General features: G+C 69.9%; 7 protein-coding genes, 1 pseudogene and 1 riboswitch. Of the genes and pseudogenes, 6 read left to right on the forward strand and 2 right to left on the reverse strand.

Features of this window, described 5'->3' with window-relative positions; genetic code table 11:
• The 5 genes from A5691_RS16365 to ileS form a co-directional block, all read left to right on the forward strand.
• Positions 1 to 4736, forward strand: a 4736-nt coding sequence (locus A5691_RS16365) for a non-ribosomal peptide synthetase (RefSeq protein WP_156734798.1), incomplete at its 5' end; no start/stop codon positions are given.
• Between the two features lie 129 nt (positions 4737 to 4865).
• Positions 4866 to 5447: a carboxymuconolactone decarboxylase family protein gene (locus A5691_RS16370; protein WP_068015128.1), complete on the forward strand. Its 582-nt coding sequence runs from the start codon at positions 4866 to 4868 to the stop codon at positions 5445 to 5447.
• Positions 5448 to 5479: 32 nt separating this feature from the next.
• Positions 5480 to 6604: a nitronate monooxygenase gene (locus tag A5691_RS16375; protein WP_067749039.1), complete on the forward strand. Its 1125-nt coding sequence runs from the start codon at positions 5480 to 5482 to the stop codon at positions 6602 to 6604.
• 299 nt (positions 6605 to 6903) lie between these two features.
• Positions 6904 to 7073, forward strand: a riboswitch (M-box (ykoK) riboswitch).
• Positions 7074 to 7362: 289 nt separating this feature from the next.
• On the forward strand, positions 7363 to 7602 hold the full coding sequence (locus tag A5691_RS16380; RefSeq protein WP_067749036.1) for an Rv1535 family protein: 240 nt from the start codon (positions 7363 to 7365) through the stop codon (positions 7600 to 7602).
• A gap of 338 nt (positions 7603 to 7940) precedes the next feature.
• Positions 7941 to 11063 (forward strand): isoleucine--tRNA ligase, encoded by a 3123-nt coding sequence (gene ileS / locus A5691_RS16385; RefSeq protein ID WP_068015125.1) that lies wholly within the window; start codon positions 7941 to 7943, stop codon positions 11061 to 11063.
• 173 nt (positions 11064 to 11236) lie between these two features.
• Here the strand turns inward: ileS and A5691_RS28365 are convergent, their stop codons facing one another.
• Both A5691_RS28365 and A5691_RS16395 read right to left on the reverse strand, forming a co-directional pair.
• Positions 11237 to 11959 (reverse strand): hypothetical protein, encoded by a 723-nt coding sequence (locus A5691_RS28365; protein ID WP_068015122.1) that lies wholly within the window; start codon positions 11957 to 11959, stop codon positions 11237 to 11239.
• Between the two features lie 115 nt (positions 11960 to 12074).
• Complete coding sequence (locus tag A5691_RS16395; protein ID WP_156675507.1) at positions 12075 to 12497, reverse strand: hypothetical protein; 423 nt, start codon at positions 12495 to 12497, stop codon at positions 12075 to 12077.
• 230 nt (positions 12498 to 12727) lie between these two features.
• On the opposite strand from A5691_RS16395, the pseudogene A5691_RS16400 reads away from it, so the two are divergent.
• Positions 12728 to 13175 (forward strand): annotated as a pseudogene (locus tag A5691_RS16400) (hypothetical protein); the annotation flags it as partial.

The following is a 13175-nucleotide window of genomic DNA, read 5'->3' on the forward strand; positions in this document are numbered from 1 at the left end:
CTCGGTACCGCCCGCCCGCCACCCCCACCGAGGAGATCCTGGCCACCATCTACGCCCAGATCCTCGGTGTTGACCGCGTGGGCGTCGACGATTCGTTCTTCGAACTGGGTGGCGACTCGCTGGCGGCGATGCGGTTGATCGCCGCCGTCAACACCGGGCTGAGCGCCCACCTGGGGGTGCGGTCCCTGTTCGAGGCGCCGACCATCCACCAGTTGGCGTCGCGCCTGGGTGCGGCCGGGACGGCGCGCACCCCACTGCCGGCGATCGAACGCCCCCCGGTTATTCCGTTGTCCTTCGCCCAATCCCGGCTGTGGTTCCTCGACCAGTTGCAGGGCCGCTCGGCGGTGTACAACATGGCGGCGGCGTTGCGCCTGGACGGCCGCCTGGACGTCGACGCGTTCGGCGCCGCGCTCGGCGACGTGGTGGCCCGCCACGAGAGCCTGCGCACGGTCTTCATCGCGGCGGAGGGGACGCCCCAGCAGGTGGTGCTGTCACCCGAGGAGGCCGACGTCGGCTGCGACGTGGTCGATGCCACCTCCTGGCCGGCGGCGCGGCTGGCGGAGGCGGTCGAGGACGTGGCGCACTACGCGTTCGACCTCGGTGCCGAAATCCCCCTGCGCGCTTGGCTTTTCCGCACGGGCGAAGACGAGCACGTGTTGGTGTCGGTGCTGCACCATATCGCCGCGGATGGATTGTCGCTCACCCCGCTGGTGCGGGATCTCGGGGTGGCCTACGCCAGCCGGTCCGCCGGCGAAGCCCCCGGGTGGACGCCGCTTTCGGTGCAGTACGCCGACTACACGCTGTGGCAACGCGACCAGTTCGGCGACCTGGACGACCCGGACAGCCCCATCGCCGGGCAGCTGCGGTTCTGGGAACACAATCTCGCCGGGATGCCCGAGCGGTTGATGCTGCCCACCGACCGGCCCTACCCGCTGGTGGCCGACCACCGTGGGGCCACCGTCAGCGTGCGGTGGCCGGCCGAGCTGCAACAGCGGGTGCGCGAGGTGGCGCGGACCCACAACGCGACCAGTTTCATGGTGGTCCAGGCCGCGCTGGCGGTGCTGTTGTCGACCATGAGCGGAAGCAGCGAGGTGGCCGTCGGCTTCCCGATCGCCGGCCGGCGCGACCCGCTGCTCGACGACGTGGTGGGCTTCTTCGTCAACACGCTGGTGCTGCGGGTCGATCTGGCCGGCGATCCGACGGTGGCCGAGCTGTTGTCCCAGGTGCGGCAGCGCAGCCTGGCCGCCTACGAGCACCAGGATGTGCCCTTCGAGGTGCTGGTGGAGCGGCTTCGCCCGGCCCGCAGCCTGAGCCATCACCCGCTGGTGCAGGTGATGTTGGCATGGCAGAACAACGACCCCGCCGAACTGAGCCTTGGCGATCTACGGGTCGCCCCGTTGCCCGTGGACACCCACACCGCGCGCATGGATATGACCTTCTCGCTGGGCGAGCACTGGGACGACACCGGCGAAGCCGCCGGAATCGGCGGCCAGGTCGAGTTCCGCACCGACGTGTTCGACGCCGACACCATCGAAGCGCTGATCAAGCGCCTCTACCAGGTGTTGGTGGCCGTGACCGCCGACCCCGGCCGTCCGTTGTCGTCGATCGACATGCTCGATGCCGACGAGCGCGCCCGCCTAAACGAATGGGGTAACCGCGCGGTGTCGCACCGACCGCCGACCCCGCCGTCGATCCTGGAGGTGTTCGCCGCGCAGGTCGCCCGCGACCCGGGCGCTGCGGCCGTCAGCTGCGGGGACCGCTCGATGACCTACCGGCAACTCGACCGGGCCGCAAACCGGTTGGCGCACTTGCTCGTAGGGCGCGGGGTCGGTGCGGGCGATTGCGTCGGGCTGCTGATGGACCGCTCGGCGGACGCGATCGTGGCGATCCTCGCGGTGCTCAAGACCGGGGCGGCCTACCTGCCGATCGATCCGGCGCTGCCGGCGGCGCGGATCGAGTTCATCCTCACCGACGCCGCCCCGGCCGCCACGCTGACGACCGCCGACCTCCGGTCGCGGCTCGACGGGTTCGAATTCGCCGTCGTCGACGTTCACGACGCCGCTCTGGACGCTAAGCCCGGTGGCGCGTTGCCCGCGGCACCGACGGCCGACGACATCGCCTACATCATCTACACGTCCGGAACCACGGGAACTCCCAAGGGCGTGGCCGTGGCCCACCGCAACGTCACGCAGCTGTTCGCCCCCCTCGACGCGCCCCTGCCGGTGGCCGCGGTCTGGGCGCAGAGCCATTCGCTGGTCTTCGACGTGTCGGTGTGGGAGATCTTCGGTGCGCTGCTGCACGGCGGCCGGGTGCTGGTGGTGCCCGACGCGACCGCCCGGTCCCCGAAAGACCTGCACGCTTTGCTGAGCGCCGAACGGGTCGGCGTGCTCACCCAGACGCCGTCGGAGGCGGCGATGCTCCCGCTCGACGAGCTGGACTCGGCCGCCCTGGTGGTGGCCGGGGAGGCGTGCCCGGAAGAGGTGGTGGACCGGTGGGCGCCGGGGCGGACGATGCTCAACGTCTACGGCCCGACCGAGACCACGATGTGCGTGGCGATCAGCGCGCCGCTGGCGCCCGAGTCGGGAACCCCGCCGATCGGCTCGCCGGTGCCGGCGGCGGCACTGTTCGTGCTCGACGGGCGGTTGCGCGAAGCGCCCACCGGTGTCGTCGGCGAGCTGTACGTCGCCGGCGCGGGGGTGACGTACGGATACGTGCGCCGGGCGGGTCTGACCGCGTCACGGTTCGTGGCGTGCCCGTTCGGGGCGCCCGGCACCCGGATGTATCGCACCGGGGATCTGGTGTGTTGGGGCCCGGACGGGCAGCTGCGGTACCTGGGCCGCGCGGACGAACAGGTCAAGATCCGCGGGCACCGCGTCGAACTCGGCGAGGTGCGGGCGGCCCTGGCCGCATCCGACGGGGTGGAGCAGGCGGCCGTGATCGCCCGCGAGGACCGCCCGGGGGACAAGCGGCTGGTGGGGTACGTCACGGGCGCCGCCGACCCGGTCACGCTGCGCGCCGCGCTCGCCGATCGGCTGCCCGCCTACATGGTCCCGGCGGCGGTGGTGGTGCTGGACACGCTGCCGTTGACGGTGAACGGGAAACTCGACGCGCGCGCGCTGCCGGCACCGACCTACACCGACGGTGATCGCTACCGCCCGCCGGCCACTCCGGTCGAGGAGACGCTGGCCGACATCTACGCCCAAGTCCTGGGGGCGGACCGGGTAGGGGTCGAGGAATCGTTCTTCGACCTCGGCGGTGACTCGTTGTCGGCGATGCGCCTGGTCGCCGCCATCCACACCACCCTGGGTGTCCATCTGCCGGTGCGCGCCGTCTTCGACGCGCCGTCGGTGCGGAACCTGAGTCAGCAATTGGACCGGCACGCCGACCAATACGGCCCCGGCTTCGCCTCGGTGCACGGTCGAGACGCCACCGAGGTATACGCCAGCGACCTGACCCTGGACAGGTTCATCGACGCCGCGACGCTGAGCGCCGCGCCCGCGCTGCCGGGGCCGAGCTCGCAGGTGCGGACGGTCCTGTTGACGGGGGCGACGGGGTTCCTGGGGCGTTATCTGGCGCTGCAGTGGCTCGCGCGGCTCGGGCCGGTGGGCGGCAAGCTGATCTGTCTGGTGCGGGGCGGCTCCGACGAGGAGGCGCGCCTGCGGCTGGAGAAGACGTTCGACAGCGGTGACCCGAAGCTGCAGAGCCACTTCCACCGATTGGCGGCAGACCGCCTCGAGGTGATCGCCGGTGACAAGGGTGCGACGAATCTTGGTCTCGACGAACACATCTGGCGGCGGCTCGCCGACACCGTCGACCTGATCGTCGACTCGGCCGCCCTGGTCAACGGCGCGCTGCCCTACAGCGAGCTGTTCGGCCCCAACGTCGTCGGCACCGCCGAGCTGATCCGGCTGGCCCTCACCGGCAAGCTCAAGCCGTACTCCTACGTCTCGACGGCGAACGTCGGGGACGGGGTGGAACCGGCGGCGTTCACCGAAGACGCCGACATCCGCGTCATCAGCCCGACCCGGACCATCGACGGCGGCTACTCCAACGGCTACGGGAACAGCAAGTGGGCCGGCGAGGTGCTGCTGCGCGAGGCCAACGACCTGTGCGGGCTGCCGATCTCGGTGTTCCGCTGCGACATGATCCTCGCCGACACCAGCTACGCCGGCCAACTCAACCTGTCGGACATGTTCACCCGGATGGTGCTGAGCCTGGTGGCCACCGGCGTCGCGCCGCGGTCGTTCTACCAGCTGGACGGCGACGGCAACCGGCGCCGTTCGCACTTCGACGCGCTGCCGGTGGAGTTCGTCGCCGACGCGATCACCACGCTCGGTGGCCGGACCGTCGAAGGGTTCGAGACGTATCACGTGATGAACCCGCACGACGACGGCATCGGCATCGACGAGTACGTCGACTGGCTGATCGAGGCCGGCTACCCGATCGAGCGCGTCGACGACTTCGGGGAGTGGCTGCGACGGTTCGAAGCCGCGCTGCGCGAGTTGCCGGAGCGGCAACGCCACCACTCGGTGCTGCCGCTGCTGCAATTGCCGGGCGCGCAGCAGGTCGAGCCCGCGGAGCCGGCCCGCGGTCCACTCGCCCCCGCCGATCGGTTCCGCGCCGCGGTGCGGGAGGCCAAGATCGGCCAGGACGGCGACGAACCGGACATCCCGCACGTGTCCGCGCCGGTGATCGTCAAGTACGTCACCGACCTGCAACTGCTCGGCCTGCTGTAAACGTCAGAGCGGCAAGGGTTTTCGCGCGAACGAGCGCAATGCCCGGCATTCGGGCCACGTCGGGGCGAAGCCTGACTACCATGACCGATGATCGTGACGGTGTCCCGCCAGCACACGAAAGTGTTCACCATGACAACAGCTCGCGTGCCCAAACTGCCGCTCGACGAAGCCACGGCCGCCGCCGACGAAGCGGCCGTGCCCAACTACATGGCCGAACTGAGCATCTTCCAGGTGCTGCTGAATCACCCGCAGCTGGCGCGCGCGATCAACGACCTGCTCGCCACCATGCTCTGGCACGGCGCGCTCGACCCGCGGCTGCGCGAGTTGGTGATCATGCGGATCGGCTGGCTCACCGCCTGCGACTACGAGTGGACGCAGCACTGGCGGGTCGCGTCCCGGCTCGGCGTGGCCCCCGACGACCTCGTCGGCGTGCGCGACTGGCAGGCGCACGACGGGTTCGGGCCCGCCGAACGGGCCGTGCTGGCCGCCACCGACGACGTGGTGCGCGACGGGGCGGTGAGCGCCGAGAGCTGGGCGGCCTGCGAGCGTGAATTGCAAGGCGACACAACGGTTCTCATCGAGCTCGTCACCGCGATCGGCGCGTGGCGGATGGTCTCGTCGATCCTGCAGAGCCTGCAGGTCCCGCTCGAAGAGGGGGTGTCGAGCTGGCCGCCGGACGGCCGGTCGCCCGCGGAAGCCGTCGTCGATTGACATATCGATCGGTGGCTCTTTAGCGTCGGGCAATGCGTACCAGAGTCGCGGAAATGCTCGGCGTCGAGTTTCCCATCTGCGCGTTCAGCCACTGCCGCGACGTGGTGGCCGCGGTGACCAATGCGGGCGGGTTCGGCGTCCTCGGCGCGGTGGCGCACAGCCCCCAGCGGCTGGAGAGCGAACTGACCTGGATCTCCGAGCAGACCGGCGGCAAGCCCTTCGGGGTGGACCTGCTGCTGCCGCCCAAGTACGTCGGCGCAGACGAGGGCGGCATCGACGCCGCACAGGTGCGGGCGCGGCTGCCCGAGGAGCACCGCGCGTTCGTCGACGACATCCTGGCCCGCTACGGGATCACCGCGCCGCCCCAGGAGTCGCGCGGCTCCGCGGGCGGCCTCAACATCTCGCCGAAGGGCTACGAGCCGCTGCTGGAGGTGGCGTTCGCCCACCGCATCCGGCTGATCGCCAGCGCGCTCGGCCCACCCCCGGCGGACCTGGTCGAACGCGCCCACGACCGCGACGTGCTGGTGGCCGCGCTGGCCGGCACCACGCGGCACGCCCAACGGCACGCGGCCGCCGGTGTCGACCTGATCGTCGCGCAGGGCACCGAGGCCGGGGGGCACACCGGCGAGGTCGCCACCATGGTCTTGGTGCCCGAGGTCGTCGACGCGGTGGCGCCGGTCCCCGTTCTCGCCGCGGGCGGCATCGCCCGCGGCCGCCAGATCGCGGCGGCCCTGGCCCTCGGCGCCGAGGGCGTCTGGTGCGGGTCGGTGTGGCTGACCACCGAAGAGGCCGAGACGCCGCCGGTGGTCAGGGACAAGTTCCTGGCGGCCACCTCGTCGGACACCGTGCGATCGCGATCGATGACGGGCAAGCCGGCGCGGATGCTGCGCACGGCCTGGACCGACGAATGGGACCGCCCGGAAAAGCCCGACCCGCTCGGCATGCCGCTGCAGACCGCCCTGGTCACCGAGCCGCAGGTGCGCATCAACGCCGCGGCCGCGCACCCCGGGGCCAAGGCGCGCGAGCTGGCCACCTACTTCGTCGGCCAGGTGGTCGGCTCGCTCGACCGGGTTCGCCCCGCGCGAACGGTGGTGCTCGACATGGTCGAGGAGTTCATCGACACCATCGGGCGGCTCGAGGGCTTGATCGAGCGGTGACGCCCGCCGGCGCCGTTTCGCGAGTGCGCCCACGGCTTTCGGTGTGCGCCCACGGCGGCGACACGCCGACGGCCTCCGCCCTGGACGCACGCGCGTCCGCGCCCGGCCTTGCCGGCCGCCACGAGCCGACCGGCAAACCGGAAATGAACAAAAGATGTCCAGCGGCCGCGTCGTACGTCCAGGTCAGGGGAGTGATACTGGCAAAAACCTGTGCGGCCGCCGCGCAGAATCGTAAAGATTGCGCAACCCCGCGCCGATGAGTTTGACCCCACCGGACCCGTCGTGCATTATCGGTCGGGTATGCACCTCGTTAGGTGAGGCGTCTACACGAATACAGGCCACTGACCCCGAACGTCGAAAGACGCCCCGGGTCAGGACAGCTCCTCCCGGCTTAAGGGTTGAGCCCAGGTGGCTTCCGGACAACCGGACACGTCGTGTGGTGCCAAAGCTCTGACGAGAGGGGTGCGGATCGCCGACGGTCGTCGGGTTTCTGCTCCTCATGCTGCGCGCAAATCGTGTGCGGACGCTCCGCGCGCGTCGTGACCGCGAGGAGGTGAGGGACACATGAGTTCCAGCGATAGTCCGGATCGAAGTCCGAACTCCGTCTCGTCCCGATCCGGTCTCCGGCACGGCGTCCTCGGCTGAGGCGTCGCAAACGCTAACTGGCTTATCGGCCAAGCGTTCTGGGATCGGAACCGCTACGGGACGGGGCACGTCCATCCAATCAGTCCCCCGTTCGAACCCGTCAGGAGACGACCATGACCGCAGCTCTGTACGACGAAGTGGTAACCGTAGCGCCCGCCCGCAAGTTGACGGTGGTGCGCGACGTCGAGACGACTCGGGCCCCCGCGCCCAAGAAGGCCACCCGCCGGGGCAACCCGCAGCCCGTTCTCGCGGGCGACCCGTTGGTGGAGGGCGCCACCCGGCTGTTGAGCATCCCGCTGCGCCACCTGTACGCGGCGCTGCTGCGGGCCGGTGTGCTCGAAATCCAGGCCTGATTCCCATGGGCAGCGACCAACCAGGGCTCCAAGGGGCTACCCGGCCGCAGGTGTTTCCTGAGGCCAGGTAGCCCCTTGGGGTCCTTCGCCTGAGTAGAATCGGGCCATCGGCGTCGATCCGGCATCACCGGGGAGCCTTCGGAAGAACAGCCGGCTGCTTTCCCTGGCCGGCTCAGTAGAACCGAACGGGCGGGCCCGTCACAGCCTTCCAACGAGCGGCCACGCGACGGCGTGGCAAGCGGGGTGGTACCGCGGCGCTCGCGCAGACAGCGTGTCGTCGTCCCCATTAGGCCCTACCAGTGCCGGGCGGCACTGAGGCACAGGAGACGACGCACCACGTGACCGAGAACGCTGACGTCAAGGCCTACCCGAAGCCGGAAGGCGCGCCCGACTTCCCCGCTCTGGAACTGGAAGTCCTCGACTACTGGGCGCAGGACGACACCTTCCGCGCCAGCATCGCCCGCCGCGACGGCGCCGAAGAATACGTCTTCTACGACGGCCCGCCGTTCGCCAACGGGCTGCCGCACTACGGGCACCTGCTCACCGGCTACGTGAAGGACATCGTGCCGCGGTACCGCACCATGCGCGGCTACAAGGTGGAGCGCCGGTTCGGCTGGGACACGCACGGATTGCCCGCCGAACTCGAGGTCGAGCGCCAACTCGGGATCAACGACAAGTCGCAGATCGACGACATGGGGATCGCCGCGTTCAACGACGCGTGCCGCGCGTCGGTGTTGCGTTACACCGACGAGTGGCGGGCGTACGTGACCCGTCAGGCCCGCTGGGTCGATTTCGACAACGACTACAAGACGCTCGATCTGCCCTACATGGAATCGGTGATCTGGGCGTTCAAGCAGCTGTGGGACAAGGGGCTTGCCTACGAGGGTTACCGCGTCCTGCCGTACTGCTGGCGCGACGAAACCCCGTTGTCCAACCACGAATTGCGCATGGACGACGACGTCTACCAGAGCAGGCAGGACCCGGCGCTGACGGTCGGGTTCAAGGTGGTCGGCGGCGCGCTGGACGGCGCGCACCTGCTGGTGTGGACGACGACGCCGTGGACCCTGCCGTCGAACCTGGCGGTCGCCGTCAACCCCGACGTCACCTACGTCGAGGTCCGCTCCGGCGACCATCGGTTCGTGCTGGCGCAGCCGCGGCTGGCCGCCTACGCGCGCGAGCTCGGGGAAGAGCCCGAGATCCTGGGCACCTACTCCGGCGCCGACCTGCTGGGCACGCGCTACCTTCCGCCGTTCCCGTATTTCATGGACAGTCCCAAGGCTTTTCAGGTGCTGCCCGGGGAGTTCGTCACCACCGAGGACGGCACCGGCATCGTGCACATGGCCCCGGCCTACGGCGAGGACGACATGGCCACCACCGACAAGGTGGGCATCGTGCCGGTGACACCGGTCGATGCCAAGGGCCGCTTCGACGCCACGGTGCCGGATTACCAGGGGCAGCGCGTCTTTGACGCCAACCCGCACATCATCCGCGACCTGAAGAATGGCAGCGGACCGGCGGCCGCCAACGGCGCCGTGCTGCTGCGCCACGAAACCTACGAGCACCCCTACCCGCACTGCTGGCGCTGCCGCAACCCGCTGATCTACCGGGCGGTGTCGTCGTGGTTCGTCGCGGTCACCGCATTCCGCGACCGCATGGTGGAGCTCAATCAGCAGATCACCTGGTACCCCGAACACGTCAAGGACGGTCAGTTCGGCAAGTGGCTGCAGGGTGCCCGCGACTGGTCGATCTCGCGAAACCGCTACTGGGGCAGCCCGATTCCGGTGTGGAAGTCCGACGACCCCGCCTACCCGCGCATCGACGTCTACGGCAGCCTCGACGAGCTGGAGCGCGACTTCGGGGTGCGGCCCACCAACCTGCACCGTCCCTACATCGACGAGCTGACCCGTCCCAATCCCGACGACCCGACCGGTCGCAGCACCATGCGGCGCATCCCCGACGTGCTCGATGTGTGGTTCGACTCGGGTTCCATGCCGTACGCCCAGGTGCACTACCCGTTCGAGAATCGCGACTGGTTCGACGGCCACTATCCCGGCGACTTCATCGTCGAGTACATCGGGCAGACCCGCGGCTGGTTCTACACGCTGCACGTGCTGGCCACCGCGCTGTTCGACCGGCCGTCCTTCAAAACCTGTGTCGCGCACGGCATCGTGCTGGGTTCCGACGGCCAGAAGATGAGCAAATCGCTGCGCAACTACCCGGACGTGTCCGAGGTGTTCGACCGCGACGGCTCCGATGCCATGCGGTGGTTCTTGATGGCGTCGCCGATCCTGCGCGGCGGCAACCTGATCGTCACCGAGCAGGGCATCCGCGAGGGCGTGCGCCAGGTCCTGCTGCCGCTGTGGAACGCCTACAGCTTCCTGGCCCTCTACGCGCCCAAAGTCGGGACCTGGCGCACCGATTCGCGGCAGGCGCTGGACCGCTACATCCTGGCCAAGCTCGCCGAGCTACGCGACGACCTCACCCGCGAAATGGACGGCTGCGACATCTCCCGGGCCTGCGAGCACCTGCGTCAGTTCACCGAGGCGTTGACGAATTGGTATGTGCGACGGTCGCGTTCGCGGTTCTGGGAGGAGGACCCCGACGCCATCGACACCCTGCACACCGTGCTCGAGGTGACGGCCAGGCTGGCCGCGCCGCTGCTCCCGTCGGTCACCGAGATCATCTGGCGCGGCCTCACCGGCGGGCGCTCGGTGCATCTCACCGACTGGCCGGACGCCGAAGCGCTGCCCGCCGACCCCGGCCTGGTCGCCGCGATGGACCAGGTGCGCGAGGTGTGCTCGGCCGCCTCGTCGCTGCGCAAGGCCAAGAAGCTGCGCGTGCGCCTGCCGCTGCCGAGGTTGATTGTGGCAGTGGAGAATCCGCGCAGACTGGAGCCGTTCGCCGATCTGATCGCCGACGAGCTCAACGTCAAGAGCGTCGAGCTGACCGACGCGATCGACACCTACGGCTCCTTCGAGCTCACGGTCAACGCCCGGGTGGCCGGGCCGCGGCTGGGCAAGGACGTGCAGGCCGCCATCAAGGCGGTCAAGGCGGGGGAGGGTGTCGTCAACCCCGACGGCACGCTGACCGCGGGACCCGCGGTGCTGTTGCCCGAGGAATACAGCTCGCGGCTGGTCGCCGCCGACCCGGAGTTCACTGCCGCGCTGCCCGACGGGGCTGGACTGGTGGTGCTGGACGGCACCGTGACACCGGAGCTGGAGGCCGAGGGCTGGGCCAAGGACCGCATCCGCGAACTGCAGGAGCTGCGCAAGTCGACCGGCCTGGACGTGTCCGACCGGATCTCGGTGGTGATGTCGGTGCCCGCGGAGCGGGCCGACTGGGCGCGCACCCACCGCGACCTGATCGCCGGCGAGATCCTTGCCACCCGTTTCGAATTCGGTGAGCCGGCCGACGGCGTCGACATCGGCGACGGCGTCCGGGTGAGCATCGCCAAGGCGTAGCCGCCGTCAGGGGCACATGAAGGCGGTCGGTGGGCATGGCCTTCGCCGATCTCGTCGTGGCGGTAGGAAACGAGCAACAGCACGGGTATAGCCGGGGTTGACCGCGCGCGCCGCGTAACGACGTGCCGCGGTCTGGCGGCGCCCGCGGGTCCGCGCCCGCCGACCCTCGCGACTCAGATCGCCGCGATGATCTCGGCCCGCTTGCGGGTGTAGTCGGCTTCGGTGATCGCCCCGGTCGCGCGCAGCTCCTCGAGCTCCCGCAGGCGCTCGGCGGCCGGGCGTTGCGGAGCGGCGCTCGCGACGATGTCTTCGAGCCGCCGGCCGCCGATGACGATGTTCGGCCCGGCACCTTGGGGCGCCGCCGCCGCGCCCAGTGCGTCGATGATGCGTTGGCCCGACTCGTCCTTGGCGATGACGAAGGCGTGCGGCAGGCCCGGGATGCGCTGACCGGAAGCCGCGCGCTGCGCGGCGATCTGCTGCGCCACCCGGCCGCTGTCGCCGTCGATCGGCAGCCACAGGGTGATGATCTGCCGGTCGTCGGCCAGCCCGCGCGCCCTGGCCGCCACGTCGTTGCCGGCCTGGGCCCGAAAGCCCGAGCGATCCCACGCCTTGAGCACGTTGCCGGGCACCAGGACGCCACGGTGCTGCTTGTCTTCGAGCGCGTAGACGCCAGACGCGGTGACGGCCAGGATGAAACTCTTCGGTAGGCCGGTGCCGTTGGGCACGCTTCGCCAATTCACCTCGCCCCCGCCCGACGGATACATCTGCATGGCTTTGGTCGACGTCTGCTCGCATCGCGTGGCCGCCTCGACCGGCTGACGCAGGATCTCCGACGCTACGGCGGCGGCCTGCTGGTTGAGCGCCGGGTCGTGCTGCGCGCGGGCCCTGAACTTCATGGTCGTTCCTTTCGCGTGTGCCCTCGGGCGATGGTCTGCATCCGTATGCAAGCGAACCGTCCCGGCCGCGCTCCCGATCCCAACAATTCGGCCTCGGCGGCGCCGGCCCCTCGTCTCACCGGGTCTCGTCGTTCCGTAACCGTCGGGCCGAGATGCATTGCGCGACAGCGTCGTACCCTTCGTCCAGCGCTACCATTCCCCGATTGGTGGGATGCCAATTGTCGGGCTTTCCCTCGCCCCCGACGCTCAGGTACACCAGTTCGCTGTGCTCTAACACCTGCAGGGCCTCGCGCACGGGCGCGACCAGCCTCTTGAAGCTCATGGCTCGCTGACCGCGGGAGGTGAACTCCGCCCGGCGGGCCACCCATTTGATGAAGTCGTACTGGGTCAACGGTTTGCCGCGCTTGGGCCCGTCGGGCCCGAATGCGGCCATGAGTTGCGCGGCCAGCTCCTCCGTCGGCGGCAGTGCGACCAGGCGGGCGAACTCGGCGTCTCTGGCGCGCCGTGCCTCGACCCGCGCCGCCTTCAGGGTCCCCAACAATGACACGGCAGTCCTCTCACGTCCGATTTCCCGAGCGCTCGCAACCTACTATGCGCCAGCGCACCGCTTCAGCGCATGAGGTATTCGCCGCATATTCGGCCCGGGGCGAAGAACGCGTGGGGTCGCGGAGAAAAAGGTTCCGAAAATGTGTCCGCGCCGTCCGGGCCGGCCGCTCCTACCTGTGACGGCGGCCCACCAGGGCCGCGAGCAGAGTGAAGGAACACGCCATGAGCACCATCGAAGACTTCAGGTCGACGACTTTCGCCGCCACCCCGTACGAGGATCTCACCGTCGCCGAGGCGTGGGCGTCGAGCCCGCTTGGCGACCCCGAGCTCGAGGACGGCTCGCTGTCTGGACCCGTCGCGCCTGAGGACCCTGCGGCCACGACCGTGACCGCGAAGCCACGCTCGGGGGGAACGAAGGCGCTGGTCGCCGGGGCCGTGGTCGCGGCGCTCGGAGCGGTCGCCGGACTCGGCCTGGTGCTCATCGACGGGTACGGCGCCAAAGAGCAGAAGCCTGCCGTCGTGGTTCCGAATTCCAGTGTCGGTTCGGCGATGCCGCAGGCGCCCGGCGCGGTCGCGCCCCCGCCCGTGGCCCCGGCCCCGCCGGCCACCGCCTGCGAGACCGGTGCCGCCCGAGGTCAGGGCCGCTCCCACTGCGTCCGGCTCGCCCGTG

This window comes from Mycobacterium sp. E183 (assembly GCF_001667735.1).
Taxonomy (GTDB): domain Bacteria; phylum Actinomycetota; class Actinomycetes; order Mycobacteriales; family Mycobacteriaceae; genus Mycobacterium.